The organism is Gammaproteobacteria bacterium (assembly GCA_030949385.1).
GTDB lineage: Bacteria > Pseudomonadota > Gammaproteobacteria > JAUZRS01 > JAUZRS01 > JAUZRS01.
On sequence record JAUZSP010000008.1, the window covers coordinates 139,541 to 157,050 of the forward strand.

General features: G+C 50.7%; 18 protein-coding genes. 15 read left to right on the plus strand and 3 right to left on the minus strand.

Annotated elements, in window-relative coordinates:
* Positions 1-951: a decarboxylating 6-phosphogluconate dehydrogenase gene (gene gnd / locus Q9O24_12205; GenBank protein MDQ7075879.1), complete on the minus strand. Its 951-nt coding sequence runs from the start codon at positions 949-951 to the stop codon at positions 1-3.
* 282 nt (positions 952-1,233) lie between these two features.
* On the opposite strand from gnd, the gene Q9O24_12210 reads away from it, so the two are divergent.
* The 15 genes from Q9O24_12210 (at position 1,234) to Q9O24_12280 (ending at position 15,305) form a co-directional block, all read left to right on the plus strand.
* Positions 1,234-2,103: a delta-class carbonic anhydrase gene (locus Q9O24_12210; GenBank protein ID MDQ7075880.1), complete on the plus strand. Its 870-nt coding sequence runs from the start codon at positions 1,234-1,236 to the stop codon at positions 2,101-2,103.
* Positions 2,104-2,262: 159 nt separating this feature from the next.
* On the plus strand, positions 2,263-3,228 hold the full coding sequence (locus Q9O24_12215) for a MoxR family ATPase (protein ID MDQ7075881.1): 966 nt from the start codon (positions 2,263-2,265) through the stop codon (positions 3,226-3,228).
* A gap of 2 nt (positions 3,229-3,230) precedes the next feature.
* Entirely contained in the window at positions 3,231-4,157 is a 927-nt protein-coding gene (locus Q9O24_12220; protein MDQ7075882.1) for a DUF58 domain-containing protein, read from the plus strand.
* Between the two features lies 1 nt (position 4,158).
* On the plus strand, positions 4,159-4,653 hold the full coding sequence (locus tag Q9O24_12225; protein ID MDQ7075883.1) for a DUF4381 domain-containing protein: 495 nt from the start codon (positions 4,159-4,161) through the stop codon (positions 4,651-4,653).
* Positions 4,650-5,645, plus strand: coding sequence for a VWA domain-containing protein (locus Q9O24_12230; protein MDQ7075884.1), 996 nt, complete (start codon positions 4,650-4,652; stop codon positions 5,643-5,645). Before Q9O24_12225 ends, Q9O24_12230 begins: the two co-directional genes overlap by 4 nt.
* The gene (locus Q9O24_12235; GenBank protein ID MDQ7075885.1) at positions 5,645-7,489 is read left to right on the plus strand and encodes a VWA domain-containing protein; all 1,845 of its coding nucleotides are present in this window, start codon (positions 5,645-5,647) and stop codon (positions 7,487-7,489) included. The genes Q9O24_12230 and Q9O24_12235 overlap by 1 nt, the downstream gene beginning before the upstream one ends.
* Positions 7,483-9,168: a BatD family protein gene (locus Q9O24_12240; protein MDQ7075886.1), complete on the plus strand. Its 1,686-nt coding sequence runs from the start codon at positions 7,483-7,485 to the stop codon at positions 9,166-9,168. Before Q9O24_12235 ends, Q9O24_12240 begins: the two co-directional genes overlap by 7 nt.
* A 99-nt stretch (positions 9,169-9,267) precedes the next feature.
* Entirely contained in the window at positions 9,268-10,557 is a 1,290-nt protein-coding gene (locus tag Q9O24_12245; protein ID MDQ7075887.1) for a diguanylate cyclase, read from the plus strand.
* A 43-nt stretch (positions 10,558-10,600) separates the two neighbouring features.
* Positions 10,601-11,011 carry a hypothetical protein gene (locus Q9O24_12250; GenBank protein MDQ7075888.1) on the plus strand — a complete coding sequence of 137 codons (411 nt, stop codon included), beginning with the start codon at positions 10,601-10,603 and terminating at the stop codon, positions 11,009-11,011.
* A gap of 99 nt (positions 11,012-11,110) precedes the next feature.
* Positions 11,111-12,991, plus strand: coding sequence for a copper resistance system multicopper oxidase (locus Q9O24_12255; GenBank protein ID MDQ7075889.1), 1,881 nt, complete (start codon positions 11,111-11,113; stop codon positions 12,989-12,991).
* 12 nt (positions 12,992-13,003) lie between these two features.
* Positions 13,004-13,705: a copper resistance protein B gene (locus Q9O24_12260; GenBank protein MDQ7075890.1), complete on the plus strand. Its 702-nt coding sequence runs from the start codon at positions 13,004-13,006 to the stop codon at positions 13,703-13,705.
* A gap of 56 nt (positions 13,706-13,761) precedes the next feature.
* On the plus strand, positions 13,762-14,241 hold the full coding sequence (locus tag Q9O24_12265; protein MDQ7075891.1) for a cytochrome c: 480 nt from the start codon (positions 13,762-13,764) through the stop codon (positions 14,239-14,241).
* 13 nt (positions 14,242-14,254) lie between these two features.
* Positions 14,255-14,680 carry a DUF4399 domain-containing protein gene (locus tag Q9O24_12270; GenBank protein MDQ7075892.1) on the plus strand — a complete coding sequence of 142 codons (426 nt, stop codon included), beginning with the start codon at positions 14,255-14,257 and terminating at the stop codon, positions 14,678-14,680.
* Between the two features lie 18 nt (positions 14,681-14,698).
* Positions 14,699-14,884: an SHOCT domain-containing protein gene (locus Q9O24_12275; GenBank protein ID MDQ7075893.1), complete on the plus strand. Its 186-nt coding sequence runs from the start codon at positions 14,699-14,701 to the stop codon at positions 14,882-14,884.
* Between the two features lie 31 nt (positions 14,885-14,915).
* Positions 14,916-15,305, plus strand: a complete 390-nt coding sequence (locus Q9O24_12280) for a DUF302 domain-containing protein (GenBank protein ID MDQ7075894.1) — start codon at positions 14,916-14,918, stop codon at positions 15,303-15,305.
* Positions 15,306-15,361: 56 nt separating this feature from the next.
* On the opposite strand, the gene nhaA is transcribed toward Q9O24_12280, so the two are convergent.
* Together nhaA and Q9O24_12290 are read right to left on the minus strand one after the other, a co-directional pair.
* The gene (gene nhaA, locus Q9O24_12285; GenBank protein MDQ7075895.1) at positions 15,362-16,528 is read right to left on the minus strand and encodes a Na+/H+ antiporter NhaA; all 1,167 of its coding nucleotides are present in this window, start codon (positions 16,526-16,528) and stop codon (positions 15,362-15,364) included.
* A gap of 75 nt (positions 16,529-16,603) precedes the next feature.
* The gene (locus Q9O24_12290) at positions 16,604-17,446 is read right to left on the minus strand and encodes an alpha/beta hydrolase (protein ID MDQ7075896.1); all 843 of its coding nucleotides are present in this window, start codon (positions 17,444-17,446) and stop codon (positions 16,604-16,606) included.
* Positions 17,447-17,510 lie beyond the last annotated feature (64 nt).

The window sequence follows — 17,510 nt, forward strand, 5'->3', positions numbered from 1 at the left end:
TTAATCCTTACTTTTTACCGCGTGACCGCCAAAGCCTTTGCGCATCATAGACAACATTTTGTTGCCGTAGGTGGCTTTGCCTTGGGATTCAAAACGTGCCATCAGGGCTAAGGTCATTACCGGCGAAGGGATGCCCTGTTCGATGGCTTCGATGGCGGTCCAGCGACCTTCACCGGAGTCGGCCACAAAGGGGGCGATCTCGTCAAGATCTTGATCTTCGTTGAGGAATTCGGCGCTCAGATCCAGCATCCAACTGCGTACCACGCTGCCGTGTCGCCACATCTCGGCCACTTTGGCCAGATCGAGATTAAAATCATCACGGTTTTTCAGCAGTGAAAAGCCCTCGGCAAAGGCTTGCATCATGCCGTATTCGATGCCGTTGTGGATCATTTTGGTGTAGTGACCAGAACCCACTGGGCCGCAATGCATCCAGCCTTTGTCTGCCCCAGGGGCAAGCACTTTGATGTACTCCTCGATTTTGGCAAAAGCCTCTTTTGTACCGCCGACCATCATGGCGTAGCCGTTGGCCAAACCCCAAACGCCGCCAGAAACACCCGCGTCGATGTAGTCGATGCCGGTGCCTTCAAGGGCGGCGGCACGGCTGATGGAGTCTTTGTAACAGGAGTTGGCACCGTCCACAATCACATCGCCTTTGTCCAGCATCGGCGTGATGAGGTCGATGTGTTCTTGGGTGGTCTCACCGGCAGGCAGCATCAGCCAGACCACACGAGGGGCGCTTAGACTCTGCACCAGTGCTTCAATGGAGTTCATCGCGGTTACGCCGCTTTCTTCGGCGAGTTTTTGGGTCACGTCGTTGCTGCGGTTGAAGGCAGCCAGTGGGATGTTGCCTAAACGCAGACGACGCGCCATGTTGGCACCCATACGACCGAGACCGATAATACCTAAATTCATGTGTTGCTCCTTTGTTGGGCTACTTTTTTGTGTTTGCAAATACAGTTTTAAGAATGAATGCGTAAGTTACGCTTTTTTTTCTACTCATAACAGGCTGCTTAGCCTATGGGAAGCTCCTCCTGTCTACTGTGAACGGTTTCAAATCCTGAGATTCTTTTTCAGAATTGTTGTGGGCTATTCGTTATGCTGTAAAGAATTTTAATCACAAGCACATAGTGAACCAGATGAGGTGGGCTTCAGGTTCTGTTAAACATGTGCAGCTAAGTTGAGTGTGTGCGCTAGCATGATAAATACCCATAACCAACCACAGGAATAGAGCAGATGAAAAACAGAGTTATGTTCGCATTAGCAACCGTCGCGTTATTACCGTTGCAGGCGAATGCAAAGGAGAATGCTCATCATGAGCATCAAATGGCCTCGGATCAGGTGATTGCTGAGCAGAGAACCAAACTGGCTGAAAACACCAAAGGCAAAGGTTTCGGTCCACAGTCACCGCGTGATATTGATGCGGTTGCGGGTCGTAATTCACGCGTTTTTAATAACTCCCCTCCGGCTAAAAAAATGAATTTGTGCAACATTCATTTCCATAAAAATGCCGAGCACAAAGGTGGAGAATTTACCCAATACGCTGGAAATGGCGATGGTCATGGCTTTCAAAGCGGTTACCGATATTCAGGTCGCTTGAGTCCTTCAGAGCGTAAACCGGTAGGGTATGCGGTCTGTCCTAGTAAGCACGGTGCTTTGAACGTGGGTGATACCATTGAGGTTCATTACGTTCATTCAACGGCTCAAGTCAAACCTGGCCCGACACTGGGGGCGTGTTTGGATGATGCGATCAAAAACCCACAGTTGCGCGTAGAGACCCAAGTGTATGTGCTGGTAAACGATAGAAATGCGCTTGATTTTGGGGGTCTAACTCAGCATGGACAAAAGAACGGCTTGCATCAAGCGATGAATATTCCCAGCAACACTGGAAGCCCTGTTCAGTACGCTGGATCCACCACCGGCCCCGGTTACAATGAAAAGGGCTCTCCGTTTCAGGTGGCGTGGAGCGTTCGGCCTAGGGTTGCTAAGGTGAACATTGCAAGTGTGGGTGCGTGGTGTAAAGGCAACGTGTTTGATGAAGATCATGCTCATGGGGTCAGAAATTTGGTCACCAATCCAGATCTGCTGTCCAAAATAGGGCATTAGGTCTTTGTAGGTTTATTTGGGTTGCCTAAAGTTGGGGTGTGTTATGCGGCAGCGCACCGCTTTGGGTGGCTTGATTTTAAAGCCCAGTGTTTCACCTTATACTTGCCAGAATATTAAAAGGTACTAAAATAGCCTCAACTCACACACCGTAAGAAACTTATGTCACTACAAGATTCGATTCTCACTTTAAAACAACATCTTACTGAATCCATTATCGGCCAACAGCGGTTGGTGGATCGTCTGTTAATTGCTCTGTTGGCCGACGGTCACTTGCTGGTGGAGGGTGCGCCAGGGCTAGCCAAGACTCGCGCCATTAATTTGCTCAGCGAGGGCATTGAGGCGGACTTCCAGCGTTTGCAGTTCACCCCCGATCTGCTGCCTGCGGATCTGACCGGCACGGAGATTTATCGTCCACAAGACGGCACCTTTGTCTTTCAAAAAGGACCGTTGTTTCATCACTTGGTGCTGGCGGATGAGATCAACCGTGCGCCCGCCAAAGTGCAGGCGGCGCTGTTGGAGGCGATGGCGGAACGGCAAATCAGCGTTGGCAGCCAAACCTACAAACTGCCGGAACTGTTTTTGGTTATGGCAACGCAAAACCCCATCGAACAAGAGGGAACCTACCCTTTGCCCGAAGCGCAACTGGATCGGTTTTTGATGAAGGTCAAAGTGGGTTATCCCGATGCCGACAGTGAGGCGGCTATTTTACGTTTGGCACGCAACGAAGCGCGCAGCGATCAGCCGAGTAAACAGCCCCGCAGCGTATTGAGTCAAACGGATCTGTTTGCCGCTCGCCAAGAAGTGTTGCAGATTCACATGTCGGAGGCTTTGGAGCAGTACATTGTGCAGCTGATTTTGGCCACCCGTGATCCAGCACCTTATGGCGAAGATTTGGCGCGTTGGGTCGAGTTTGGTGCCAGCCCGCGCGCCACCATTGCCTTGGATCGTTGCGCTCGTGCCCATGCGTGGTTGCGCGGACAGGAGTACGTGGATCCCTTTGATGTGCAGTCGATGCTGTTTGATGTACTTCGCCATCGGGTGCTGCTCAATTACGAAGCGGAAGCCGATGGCATCACTCCCGACGACTTTATTCAACATCTGATCAATCGAGTGCCGGTGCCGTAACGGTGCAAGATTTTTCGGCGGTGCGCATTGACTCTGCGGATCTGATTGCGCTGCGACGGCAAGCGGCGGCGTTGCCCTTGCGAGCCGGTTCGATACGCGCACAGCGGGCGGGGCAGTATCGTTCGGCCTTTAAAGGCCGTGGCATGGAGTTCGATGAGGTGCGTCTCTATCAACCGGGCGATGACGTGCGCAGCCTCGATTGGCGAGTGACGGCGCGCACGGGCAAGCCTCATACCAAACTGTTCAAAGAGGAGCGTGAGCGGCCCGTGCTGTTTTGGGTGGATCTGCGCGCGCCGATGTTTTTTGCCACTCGTGGGGTGTTTAAGTCGGTGCTGGCCAGTCGAGCGGCGGCGTTGTTGGCTTGGAGCGCTTTGGCGCACGGCGATCAGGTGGGCGGTCTGCTCTTTTCAGAGGAGGTACATCACGAGTGCCGCCCCAGTCGTGGCCAACGGGCGGTGCTGGCGCTGATTCGTCGGCTGCTGGATCACCCTTCGTGGCAGCAAAAGCAGAGAGAGAGCGGTGCGGAGTTGAGTTTGCAGCGGCCTTTGTCTCGGCTGCGGCAGGTGGCCAAACCGGGCAGTTTGATCTTTCTGCTCAGCGATTTTCGCGGTCTGGATCAAGCGGCGCAGCAGCATCTGGCCAATCTGGCCACCCACAACGATCTGGTACTGATCAATTTGTACGACCGTTTGGAGTCGCAGTTGCCGCAGGCCGGTGTGTATCGTTTGAGTGACGGTGAGCGCGAGTTGAGTTTGGACAGCGGTGACTTGGCGCTGCGGGAGAGTTATCAGCAGCACTTTACCGAACGGACGACGCTGCTGGAAAAGATGAGCGCTCGTCACGGTTGCTCTCAACTCTCTTTGGCCACCGATGCAACTTTGTTGTCTGCACTGCAAACGGGGCTGGGTTTGGCACCCAGAAGGCTTTGATATGCCCACTGAATTGAATTTACGCGACATTGTGTTGGCTGACTCCGTCAGTGCATGGCCTCCGGCTCTGGGCTGGTGGTTGTTGCTGGCATTGTTGCTGTTGATCACAGGTTTGGGTTGGTGGTTCTACCGACGTTATCAGCAGGCGGCGTTAAAACGAGTGGCTTTGGCGGAGTTTGCGCGCTTGCGAGGTCGGTTTGAGTCGGATGCTCTGCTGCCGCCGTTGGTGGCGGAGTTGTCGATTTTTCTGCGCCGTGTTTGTTTGAGCCTGCCTGCGTATCAAGCAGAGGCCTGTGCGGGGGTGCAGGGTGAGGCTTGGTTGCGATTTTTGGATGAGGCTTTGGGAGGCAGGGAGTTTCAGCAGGGTGCGGGACGGTTGCTGCTACAGGCTCCTTACGCCGCTCAAATTGATCCAAAGAGTGACGTTCACGGCCTGTTGCAGTTGGTGCAATGCTGGCTGCTGGTGTTGCCGTGGACGAAAAAGGAGCCGTCATGATTCATTTTGAGTGGCCTTGGTTGCTGTTGGTGCTGCCGTTGCCGTGGTTGGTGCGGCGTTTTTTGCCGCCGGTCTCGGTGTCACAGGCGGCGTTGAAGGTGCCTTTTTTAGCTGATTTTGATGCGGCGAGCGGTCGGCGAGCGGTGGTGGCTGAGAGGCGTTGGCCGCTGTGGCTGGCGCTGCTGGCGTGGCTGTTGTTGGTGCTGGCTGCTGCGCGTCCGGAGTGGATGGGAGAGCCGATTTTATTGCCACAAAGCGGCCGGGATCTGCTCTTGGCGGTGGATCTGTCGGGCAGTATGCAAGAGGATGATTTTGAGATTGGCGGTCGGCGGGTGGATCGTTTGACCGCCACCAAACGGGTGGCGGGGGAGTTTATTCAGCGTCGTGAAGGGGATCGTATCGGCCTGATTTTGTTTGGTGCGCAGGCCTATGTGCAAGTGCCGTTGACCTTTGATCGAGAGACGGTGCTGACCCTGTTGTATGAATCGGCCATCGGTTTGGCAGGCAAAGAGACCGCCATTGGTGACGCCATCGGTTTGGCGGTTAAACGTTTGCAGGGGGTGGAGAGTGAACGTCGAGTGTTGATTTTGCTCACCGATGGGGCGAATACCGCCGGTGAAGTGGCTCCGCTGAAAGCCGCCGAGTTGGCCGCAGAAAAGGGGTTAAAAATTTACACCATCGGCGTGGGAGCCACGGAGAAAGAGGTGCGCAGTCTGTTCGGTACCCGAAGAGTCAACCCCTCGCGGGATCTGGATGAAAAGACCCTACGCGCCATTGCAAAACAGACGCAGGGGCGTTATTTTCGCGCGCGGAACACGCAAGAGTTGCAGCAGATTTATCGTCTCTTGGATGAGTTGGAGCCGAGTGATGGTGAAGCGATCCGGTATCGTCCGCGCAGCGCGCTCTATCCATGGTTGCTGTTGGCGGTGTTGTTGTTGTTGTTGTTGTTGTTGTTGGCGCTGCCATTGTTGTTGCGTGAGGGCAAGAACTGATGTGGGAGCGCTGGCAGGAATTCCATTTTTTACGGCCTTTCTGGTTGCTGTTGTTGCCGATTTTGGCGGGTTTGTTGGTGTGGTGGTGGCAACATCGACGGCAGGCAGGCAGTTGGAGTGCGGTGGTGGAGCCGCAGTTGCTGCCCCATCTGTTGACCCACCAGATGGGCAAGGCCTCCTCTTGGCCGCTGGTGGCGATGATGTTGGCGGGAGTGTTGATGATTTTGGCGTTGGCAGGCCCCGCTTGGCAGCGTTTGTCACAGCCGCTGTTTCGTCAGCAGTCGGCTTTGGTGATTTTGTGGGATCTCTCTCGTTCCATGTTGAGTACCGATTTGTCGCCTAATCGTCTGCAAAAAGCCCGCTTTAAACTGTTGGATTTGCTGCACCAACGCAAGGAAGGGCAGACGGCGCTGGTGGTGTTTGCGGGCAGTGCCTACACCGTGACTCCTTTGACGGAAGATGTGTTGACCATCGAAGCGATGTTGAGCAGTTTGCACCCCGATTTGATGCCCAATCAGGGCAGCCGCCCTGAGTTGGCCATTGCAAAAGCCGTTGAGCTGTTTCAGCAAGGCGGTATTTTGCACGGTCAAGTGCTGTTGTTGACCGACAGTGACACGTTGGCGGCGGTGACGGCAGCAAGAGAATTGAAAAAGAGCGGTCACCGATTGTCAGTTTTGGCGGTGGGTACGGTTCAGGGCGCACCGATTCCTCGCGCGCAAGGCGGTTTTATCAAAGATGCGCAGGGCAATATTGTTTTGCCAGGCTTGAACGAAACCGTTTTGCGGCGGGTTGCTGCTGCTGGTGGCGGTCTTTATCAGAGTTTGAGTTTGGGCGACCAAGATTTGCAACGTCTACAGAGTCTCTGGATTAGCAGCCATAAAGAGATGAGTGAGAGTCAAGCGCAGTTTGATCAGTGGCAAGAGGAAGGGCCGTGGTTGCTGCTGTTGGTCTTGCCCTTGGCGGCTTTGGTGTTTCGGCGTGGTTATTTGCTGTTGCTGGTGTTTCTAGTGCCCTATGCGCCGCCCAGTTCGGCTCTGAGTTGGGATGAGTTGTGGCTTAATCAAGAGCAGCAGGCGAAACAGGCTTTTGATCAGGGGCAATTTGAGCGGGCTGGCAAGGGGTTTTCTGATCCCAATTGGCGTGGTGCAGCTGATTATAGAGCCGGAAAATTTGAGCAATCGTTGCAAAATTGGCAGAGCTCGGAGGGTGCGCAAGGATTTTACAATCGCGGCAATGCTTTGGCGCGTTTGGGAAAATTGCCCGAAGCGGTGAAGGCCTATGAAGAGGCACTGAAAAAGCAGCCTGAATTTGAGGATGCTGAGTTTAATTTGGCTCAAGTCAAAGCGGCGCTGAAAAAACAGCAACAAGAACAGCAACAAAAACAAGATAAAGATAAACAGCAGCAGGACGGCGATCAAGAGCAGAGCAACGATCAGCAGCAGGGTTCTGGAGGTCAGCAAGATCAGCAGAGCGAACAGGAATTGTCGCAGTCAAAACAGGATCAATCTCAGAAGCCTGATGCACAAAACCCGAGTGATTCCGAGTCTCAGGAGTCGGAGCAGCAGGCTGAAGAGAAAACATCCGATCAACAATCGGATCGACAAACCGAGCCTGAAAAACAGTCAGCAGAGTCGCTAGAAAAGGCCGAGGCTGCTGAAAAAGAGGCTGAGGCTACAGAACAACAAGCCAGTCAGCAGCAGTTGACTTCAGAACAGCAGGAGCAGCAGTTGGCTAATGAGCAGTGGTTGCGCCGCATTCCCGATGATCCGGCTGGTCTGCTGCGGCGTAAATTTCTCTATCAATATCGACAACAGGACGGGCAACCGACAGAGCAGTCATGGTAAAAATCAATCTTCTTACGGTGCTGTTGTGGTTTGGCATCGGTTGGGCCAATGCCGCCGAAATCAGCGCCTATCTGACGCCGAAAAAAGTACCTCTAAACGAATCGTTTCAGTTGGTGGTGGAGGCCAAAGGCAATCTGGATGAAGAGCCGGATTGGCAGCCATTGGAGAAGAATTTTGAAATTATCTCCAACAGTCGCAGCCAGCAGATCTCTCTGATCAATGGGCGCAGCAGCCGTTCGGTGCGTTGGACATTGACTCTGATGGCAAAAAAAACCGGTCTGGTGATGTTGCCTGCCATCGCTTTTGGTCGAGATGATTCTCCGGCGCTGGTGCTGGAGGTCAGTAAACCAGCTCAACAACAGGGCGGCGCTGCTAATGGATCGGTGTTTGTGGAGCTAACGGCGGATAAAAAAGAGCTCTACTTGCAGCAGCAGTTGTTGTTGACGGTGAAATTGTGGCGGCGGATTAATCTCAGCAGTGCGACGTTGAGTGAACCGGAGTTGAGTGGTCTGGATGCGGTGCTTGAGCGCTTGGGCGAAGATCGTGAGTTTGAGCAGTTCAGCCAAGGAGAGCGATACAAAGTCATTGAGCGCCGTTATGCGGTTTTTCCGCAGCAGAGTGGAACGATGATGATTGAGCCGATTACCTTTCAAGGTGCTTTGGTGGAGCGACGGGGTTTTTTTGATCCCTTTGCCAGTTCTGGACGACAGATTGTAAAACGTTCTAATGGTTTGAGTGTTGAGGTCAAAGGCATTCCTGACTCGGTTCAGGGTGTGGCGTGGTTGCCGAGCCGTCGTTTGCAGTTGTTGGAGAGTTGGCCGCAGAGTCCGGCTACCATTCGAGTCGGTGAGTCGTTGACGCGCACTGTGGCGATTATGGCGGAAGGGCTGACCGCAGCGCAGCTGCCTAATCTTGACTTGATAATGCCAGCAGGGTTGCGGGCCTATCCTGATCAGCCGATCTTGAAAGATCAGCAGAGTGACACGGGCATTACCGGCGTGCGTCAGCAGAAAGTGGCGTTGGTGGCGCAAAAATCGGGTGACTATCGTTTGCCTGCGATTGAGCTTCGCTGGTGGAACAGTGACACACAAACGTTGGAGACGGCACGTCTGCCGGAGCGTTTGATTCGGGTTTTGCCTGAAAAAGGGGCTGTTTCTGCTTCAGAAAAAACTGAGGAAGCCGATACCGCTTTGATTGCTCCCTCTGCGCTGGTGCAATCATCGAGTTTACAGGCGGATAAAAAGACACTTCTTTTTTGGCAAGGGCTTGTTCTGTTTTTGGCTTTAGGTTGGTTTTTAACCCTTATTTTTTGTTGGTTGAAATCAGGTCAACGCGCCCCCGCTGTTAAGGCAAAAAAATCGACGACAAAAATTCAGACGCTGTTAAAAGAAGTGGACAAAGCTGCCGGAAAAAACCAAGCGAAAAACTGTAAAATACGGTTGTTACAGTGGGCTGAGTTGCAGTGGCCGCAGTTGTCGTTGTGCAGTTTAAGCGCCGTGGCCGAGCAGGTTCCTAAACCTTTGAGAGAAGCTATTTTGGATCTTAATCGGGTTTTATATCAGGCTGAATCTGATTGGAATGGCGCTGTATTACAGCAGGCGTTAAAAACCTTTGTGTTGAAAAATAAGTCGGCTAAAAAAGAGCCTGCGGCTTTATCTCCGCTCTATTCTGCCGATTAATATTGTCTTCCCTTTCCCAGATAAATAATTCCTTGTTGTTTTATGGTCTTAATTTTGTAGCACCTCCTCTTAATAGGGTTGTTATGAGGTGGGTTTATTATGCTTAAATCAAATATTTTGCTGGTGGATGATGATGATTTCACTCGTCGTCTGGTGCGTAAATCACTGTTCAAAGCCGGTCACAATGTGATTGATCGAAACTGTGGTCAGGCGGCTCTGCGCGTCGTTGAGCAGCAGCGTATTGATCTGCTTTTGCTGGATGTGCAGATGCCGGAAATGGACGGTTTTGAGGTCTGTGCTCGTTTGCGTGGCAGTAAAAAACACCGACGTTTGCCGATTGTGATGTTGACCAGTTTGGATGATTTGGATTCGGTAACTGAGGCTTTTGAAGCGGGGGCGACGGATTTTATTACCAAGCCGATCAATATTCGTCTGTTAAACGAGCGGGTTAAATATTCGCTGCGTACTCACGCCATGACTCAAGAGTTATTGCGCAACAAACAGTTGTTGGTACACGCGCAACGCATTGCCGGTTTGGGTTATTTGGAGTTCGATCTGTTGGCCAAAGTGGTGACGGTTTCCGGTGAGGCGCGGCGGATTTTTGGCTGGCAAGCGCAATGTACCCAGATCAGTTTTTCCAGTGGCCTGTCTCAAGTGGTGCAAGAGGATGTAGCAAAAATAGAGCGAGCCATTGAACGGGTCTTCCGGCGTAAAAGCTCATGCGAAGTAGAGTATCGCATTGTGCGTAACAGTGGCGAGGAGCGTTGGCTGCGGATGAAGTTGGAGATTTTGGATTTGGATCTGGGCAATGACTCTAAATTGCTCGGCATTGTTGAGGACATTACGGAGCGTAAACGCCAGCACGACGATATTATGCAGCGGGCGTTGTACGACGGTTTGACTCATCTGCCCAATCGGGAGCTGTTGAATAATCGTTTGCATAAAGCGTTGCAGAGTGCAAAACGCAATACGACTTCGGTGGCGGTGCTGTTTTTGGATTTGGATAATTTTAAACAGGTTAATGATCGTTACGGTCATGGGGTGGGGGATGATCTGCTCAAGAGCGTGGCGCACTGTCTGCGAGAAAACATGCGTAAAAGCGATACGGCGGCTCGTTTTGGTGGCGATGAATTTGTCTGCTTGTTGCCGAACATTGAACCGCCTCTGGGGGCGATGACGTTGGCAGAGAACTTGTTGGCGCGATTGACCGAGACGATTCAAACATTGCCTTATCAGGCCGAGGTCACGGTCAGCATTGGGGTGGCGATTTATCCTGAGGATGCAGACGGTTTGGAGGCATTGATTCGTTGTGCTGATGAAGCGATGTATCACTCCAAAGCTAATGGTAAAAACCAAATTTGTCGCTTTTTGAAGCGAGTCACAGTTTGATAAGGTTGAACCTTTGTTGTGAATTGCAGACGAAGGAAAACAGTTGAATTTGTTCTTAATCGGATTATCATTGCCGCCCATGAAAATATGGATCAAACAGGTTTTAGGTTTTGTGTTGGTATTACAGCTGGTGCTGTTGCCGCATCAGGGTGCCTTTGCAAATTTGTTTGAGCTGCCTTCAGCTGCGATGAGCATGGAGCAGATGCAGCGTATTGATGTGGCTGCCAAGGATGCAGGCATGATGAACGCAATGGATTGTATGCAAGAGCATAATATGAGCGGCGGCGATTGTACGGATCACAATTGCCCTTCATGCCAATGTGCTTCTTGTCTGTTGTTGCCTCTGTTTCAACCTCAAGTACATCTTTATAATTCCGTTCTTGCGGCTCGGTTTATTCTGCACGATTTTTCTTCCCTTGCACTGGAGGGGCTCTATCGTCCTCCTCGGCTTTAGTCCTCTCTTGTTGTTGCGCCTAATACCTTAGGCTTTTCTCATTTTGTAACATCAATAAGCGGCGTTATTGTGTCTGCTTGTTGTGCAAGGAATTTATGTATGAAATACCCTCAATCGACCTCCTCAGCGGATGTCTCTTTATCACGTCGCCGTTTTGTCAAAGGTTTGGCTTTGGGCGGGGCTGCCGCTGGCTTGGCTTTGAACTCCGGTTCACTGTTGGCTTCGTTAAGCAAAAAACAAGGCACACAGGTGCTCAGTGGAACCGATTTTGAGCTGAACATCTCCGAACAAGCGGTGAATTTTACCGGCACTGAGCGGATGGCTACGACGGTCAACGGCTCGTTACCCGCGCCTATTTTGCGCTGGAAAGAGGGTGAGACGGTAACTCTTAATGTTACCAATCATCTGGCTGAAAGCAGTTCAATCCATTGGCATGGGCTGATTTTGCCCAGTGGCATGGACGGTGTGCCAGGGATCTCCAATGGCTTTTCTGGTATTCCTGCGGGCGAGACCTTTACCTACCGTTTTCCGGTGAAGCAGAGCGGTACCTATTGGTATCACAGCCATTCGGGGTTTCAGGAGCAGACGGGTTTGTACGGCTCCATTGTGATTGATCCCAAAGAGCCAGAGCCGTTTGAGTACGATCGTGATTATGTGGTGATGCTCTCCGATTGGAGCGATGAAGATCCGCAGTCGATTTACAATAAGCTGAAAAAACTAAGTCACTATTACAACTTTAATGAACGTACTCATACCGACTTGATGAAGGACATTAAAGAGAAGGGGCTGGTGGCCACTTGGCGAGATCGCAAAATGTGGAATGAGATGCGTATGAGCCAGCGCGATCTCTCCGATGTGACCGGCTACACCTACACCTATTTGATGAACGGCGCAGCGCCCAACAGCGGTTGGACGGGGATGTTTAAAAAAGGTGAAAAGGTGCGTTTGCGTTTTGTGAACGGTTCGGCCATGACCTTCTTTGATCTGCGTATCCCAGGTTTGAAAATGACCGTGGTGGCGGCGGATGGTCAGTATGTGCAGCCGGTGACGGTGGATGAGTTTCGCATCGGGGTGGCAGAAACCTACGATGTGATTGTTGAGCCAGAAGACGATCGTGCGTATACCGTGTTTGCGCAGGACATTGCTCGTTCTGGTTACGCTCGCGGTACCTTGACCCCCGATGTGGCGAAAACCGCTGCGATTCCCGCAATGGATCCGGTGCCTAATTTAAGCCACGGTGATATGGGCATGGATATGAGCGCCATGGGGCACGACATGGCTGGTATGGATCACGGTGCAATGTCATCAGGTTCAGCGGCGATGGATCACAGCCAGCATGACATGGGGGCGATGAAAGGCATGGATCACAGCCAGCATGACATGGGGGCGATGAAGGGCATGGATCACAGCGCCATGGGGCACGAAATGCCCATGAAGGCCAACCCTTCTGATTTCAGCAACAAACCAATTAAACACGCTGAGACTGAATTTGGCCCGCATGTGGACGCTCGTGCCAATGGACCTCAATATCGTCTTGATGATCCGGGGGTGGGGCTGCGAAACAACGGACGGCGCGTATTGAGTTACGCCGATCTGCGAAATTTATACCCGACAAACAAAGAGCCAGAGGTGACACGGGAGCTGGAACTGCACCTGACTGGCAATATGGGACGCTACATGTGGTCGATTAATGGGATCAAATTTGCCGATGCGGAACCCTTGCAGTGGAAACTGGGTGAGCGCATTCGCATCACGTTTGTCAATGACACCATGATGAATCACCCCATGCATCTGCACGGTTTGTGGAGTGATTTGGAGACCGGCGATAATAACTACTTGCCCCGAAAACACACGGTGATTGTGCAGCCAGGAGCGCGCATCAGTTATCGCGTGACGGTGGATGCGGAAGGCGGCTGGGCGTATCACTGCCATCTGCTTTATCACATGTTGGGTATGTTCCGTACGGTTGTGGTCAGTTAAGGGGTGATGAAGATGAAAAAATTAATGGCGGTACTTTTGTTGTCTCCTGCGCTTTTATTCTCTGCGCCACTGTGGGCGATGGGAGGCGATGATCCTTTGATTGGCAAAGTGATGCTGAACAACGTCGAGCTGCAAAGTGGCGACGGTTCACCGTTGTCGTGGGCGGGCAGTGCGTGGTTGGGTAAAGATCTGAATAAGCTGTGGTTTAAAACCGAAGGCAGTTCAGTGGACGGTGAAACAGAAGCAGAAATACAGTTGCTGTACAGCCGTGCCATTGCGCCGTTTTGGGATGTTCAAGTCGGTTGGCGTGGCGATGTTCAACCGACTCCGCGACGGGATTGGTTTGCCGTTTCTTTGTTGGGCTTAGCGCCGTATCTGTTTGAAGTTGATGTCAGCCTGTTTGTTGCCGATGGCGATCAAGTGGCGTTGCGTTTGATGGCGGAATACGAATACATGTTTACCCAAAAACTGATTGTTTCCCCAGAAGTGGAGCTGAACCTGCACAGCAGCAGTGAACCGGCTCTGGGTATTGGCTCTGGTTTGTCTGATGTCTCGATGGGCTTGCGTTTGCGTTATGAAATTCGACGTGAATTTGCGCCTTATATTGGCGTTGAATCAACTCGTCTGTTTGGTGACAGTGCGCATTTTGCCACCACCGCAGGCGAATCCGATCATGACGTGCGTGGAGTCATTGGGCTGCGTGCTTGGTTCTAATGGTTTAATCTGTCGCTCCCACTCTTTTGGGGGCGGCATAATGGGAGTTTGTGTAAATGAGAAAATTAACAACGGTATTTTTACTGTCAATGGTGACGCTTTTTTTAAGTGCCTGTGGTAATGAAGAAAAAGAGGCTGTGCAAAACAAACAGACAGAACAGCGTTGGTATACAAAAGCACAGGTGACGGAGGGAGCGGGTTTGTATCGTTCCAATTGCGCGATGTGTCATAAATCGGATGCCTCGGGCACACGTAATTGGAAAGAGCCTTTGGCCAATGGAAAATACCCACCGCCACCGTTGAATGGCGATGCACACACTTGGCATCATTCTCTGGCGGCCTTAAAACGGACGATAAAAAACGGCGGTGTTGCTTTGGGGGGAACGATGCCTGGGTTTTCTAACCGTTTAAATGATGCACAAATTGAATCTATTTTGGCTTGGGTGCAGACGCACTGGAGCGATAAAATTTATCAAACGTGGTCACAGCGCAACGTGCAAAGCGGCCAGCCGATGCAGATGATGAATCGACCTTAAAAGGACAGTGACTATGAAGGCTCTAAACAAAGTGGTTTTAATGGCTCTGCTGTTGGGCAGTTCATTAAGCTGGGCGCACACACCGCCCAAAACAGCCAAGGTGTTTTTTATTGGTTTAGAAGACGGTCAAACGGTCAGCAGCCCATTTACGGTTCAATTTGGTATTGAGGGATTTGGTATTACGCCCGCAGGCACTAAAGGCAAGCGTCGTCATACCGCCGGTCATCACCATCTGTTGATTGACCTTAAAGAGATGCCAGATATGGATGAGGCGATTCCACGAGATAAGTACCATCGGCATTTTGATCAAGGTGAAACAGAGGCGGTGTTAAATTTACCGGCGGGTGAGCATACCTTGCAACTGTTGTTGGGAGATGAGAGCCATGAACCGCAAGATCCGGCTTTGATTTCGAAGAAAATTCGGTTGGTTGTACGTTAACAATAAAAGGAGTTTGAGATGTGGTTTTTTCTGTTGATTTTTATTGTGGCGCTGTTTTTTGCCATAAAATTTTGGTTAGGTCAGCGTGTACCGCGTTTGAGCGCGCCAGATTCTCCGCTGGACTTGCTGAAAATGCGCTACGCAAAAGGTGAGATTGATGAGGATGAATTTCAGCGCTGTCGGTCAGAGTTGGAAAAACAGTGATTTTTTAAATTATCTATATGAGGGATAAATAATGTACCATTTTTTTGTGGATTTGAAAGGCACACTGTCTGAGTTTGAGCCGCGCTTGGTTGCAGCACTAAAAGCAGAGGGGTTTGGCATTATCACCGAAATTGATATTCAGGCTACTTTGAAAAAAAAGCTGGATATTGAAAAACGCCCCTATAAAATTTTAGGTGCGTGTAATCCTGGGTTGGCCAATCAAGCATTGGATTTTGAGCCAGAAATCGGTCTTTTATTGCCCTGCAATGTGGTGATCAGAGAATGTGATGATGAAACGGTACGGGTCTCTTTTATGGATCCTGAAGCGGTGTTAACGCTGGTGGATCGTGAAGAGGTGACGGTGTTGGCTAAAGAGGTGAAAGAGCGTTTACTACGGGTTATGCAAAGCCTGAAAAGCTAGACGTGAAGTTAAATTTAGAGAAAAAGGCACGTATACGTGCCTTTTTTATTGGCTGTTTATCTTTTTTTAACTCGACTTAAAAGCCAATAACCCCATATTCCAGATAAGAGTGAACCCACCAAAATAGCCAGTTTATCGGTGTACTGAAATAAACTATTGTCTTCAAAAGCCAGTGAAACAATAAACAGGCTCATGGTAAATCCAATGCCGGTTAAAACAGAAACGCCATACAGTTGCAGCCAATTGCTGTCGGTGGGCAGTTGTGCAATTTTGAGTTTAATCGCCAGCCAACTGAAGCCAAACACGCCGATCTGCTTGCCGAGAAACAGCCCAAAAATAATACCCATTGGTACCGATCCAGTCATCTGATCCAGTGAAATTTGGGTGACATTAACCCCTGCATTAACAAAAGCAAACAGGGGGAGAATGAAAAAGGCTGACCAAAAATGCAGGCTGTGTTCAATCTCTTTAAGGGGAGAAATGGCTTGATGCTGTTCATCTTCTGCGTTTAGAGGGATGGTAAAGGCCAGTGCCACACCCGCTAAAGTGGCGTGTACGCCGGATTTTAATACGCTTATCCAAAGCACCGCACCGACGATAAAATAGGCGGTCTTTTTGGCTACTCCAAAACGATTCATGGCGATTAAGGTGATAATGGCGCTGCTGGCAATCCACAAGGAGGTGGTTGATAAATCGGTGGTGTAAAACAGCGCAATAATCACAATGGCACCCAGATCATCAATAATGGCCAGCGCCATAAGAAAAATCTTCAGTGACACGGGGACACGGTTGCCGAGCAAGGAGAGTACCCCCAGTGCAAAGGCAATGTCGGTGGCGGTGGGGATCGCCCAGCCGTTGATGGCAATGGGGTTGTTTTGGTTTAGTAACAGGTAAAACAGCGCCGGTACCGCCATACCACCGATGGCTGCAATGGCGGGCAGAGTGATCTGTTTTAGGGAGGAGAGGTGGCCTTCTAAAATTTCTCGTTTGACCTCCAGTCCAATGAGCAGAAAAAAGATCGCCATCAGACCGTCATTAACCCAGTGGTAGAGGGATTTATCCAACTGCAATGCGCCGATGCGAATTTCCACATGCAGGTGTAAAAAATCGTTGTAGAGCCCTGATAGGGCGCTGTTGCTAAAAAACAGTGCTAAGGCGGTGGCGACCATCAACAGAATGCCGCTGGAGGACTCTTTTTGCACAAACTCATCAAGCATTTTCATGGTGTGACGGTTTCCAATTTGGGTTTTGAATGGATTGGTAAAACAGCTGCTTTAGCCGTTAGCGGCATGAATGAATCAGTCATGACTCCACTTCTTTAAAAAAGTTGCAATGTCATTCAGCACGGCAAAGCGATTGCGATAGGGGATGGAGAAGGCGGCAAGCATGTCAGTGTGGTTCATATTGGGGTAGATGTGTGTCTCAACCTGCCCCTTTTTTTCTTTCACTTTCTTTGCCATGTTAATAATGTTGCGTCGATAAACCGCTTGATCTTGATCGCCGTAGAGCAGCAGCAAGGGGGCTTCGTTGCCGGTCACAAAGTGACTGGGTTGAGACTTGATGTACTCCATGTTAGCAAATACTTTAGGCAGATAGGGTTTGTCGAAGATAAAATCGTAGGGTGCAGAGAGACCAATAAAACCGCGTATTTTTTGCTGTTTTTCTCTGCCAAGGTATTCTTCATTGACGGTCAGCATGGCGGCAATGTGGCCGCCAGCAGAGTGTCCCATAAGAAAAACCACTGGGTTTTTTTCTTGCCGATGAAATTGGTTCAATACCCAGCGCACGGCGTTGGCGCTGTCGTACATTATTTCTGCAAAACCGACCTCGGGGTAGTGGCGATAATCGGGAATCACCACACGATAGCCCTGTGTGGTTAACGCTTGGGCGACAAAACGATAATGGTCTTTAGCAAAGGTGCTGCACGCGCCCCAGCAACCGCCGTAGAAAAAAACAATCGTACCTTTGGCTTTTTCTTTGGGTTGGTAAACATCCAGTTTATTGGCGGCGTGAATGCCGTAGTTTTGATCGACTGTGAGGCTGTAACTGTCAAACCGAGCCAGTGTGTTGGCAACCAGCAGGGCGCTGTTTGAGCAGGCGCTGAGCAGTGGCGCTAGCAGCAGCAGAGATAATGTTTTCATTGTGGCTGGCAGTTCTCTGTTTAGAGGTATTGCTATACCATAACCATCTATATTGAAATTCACA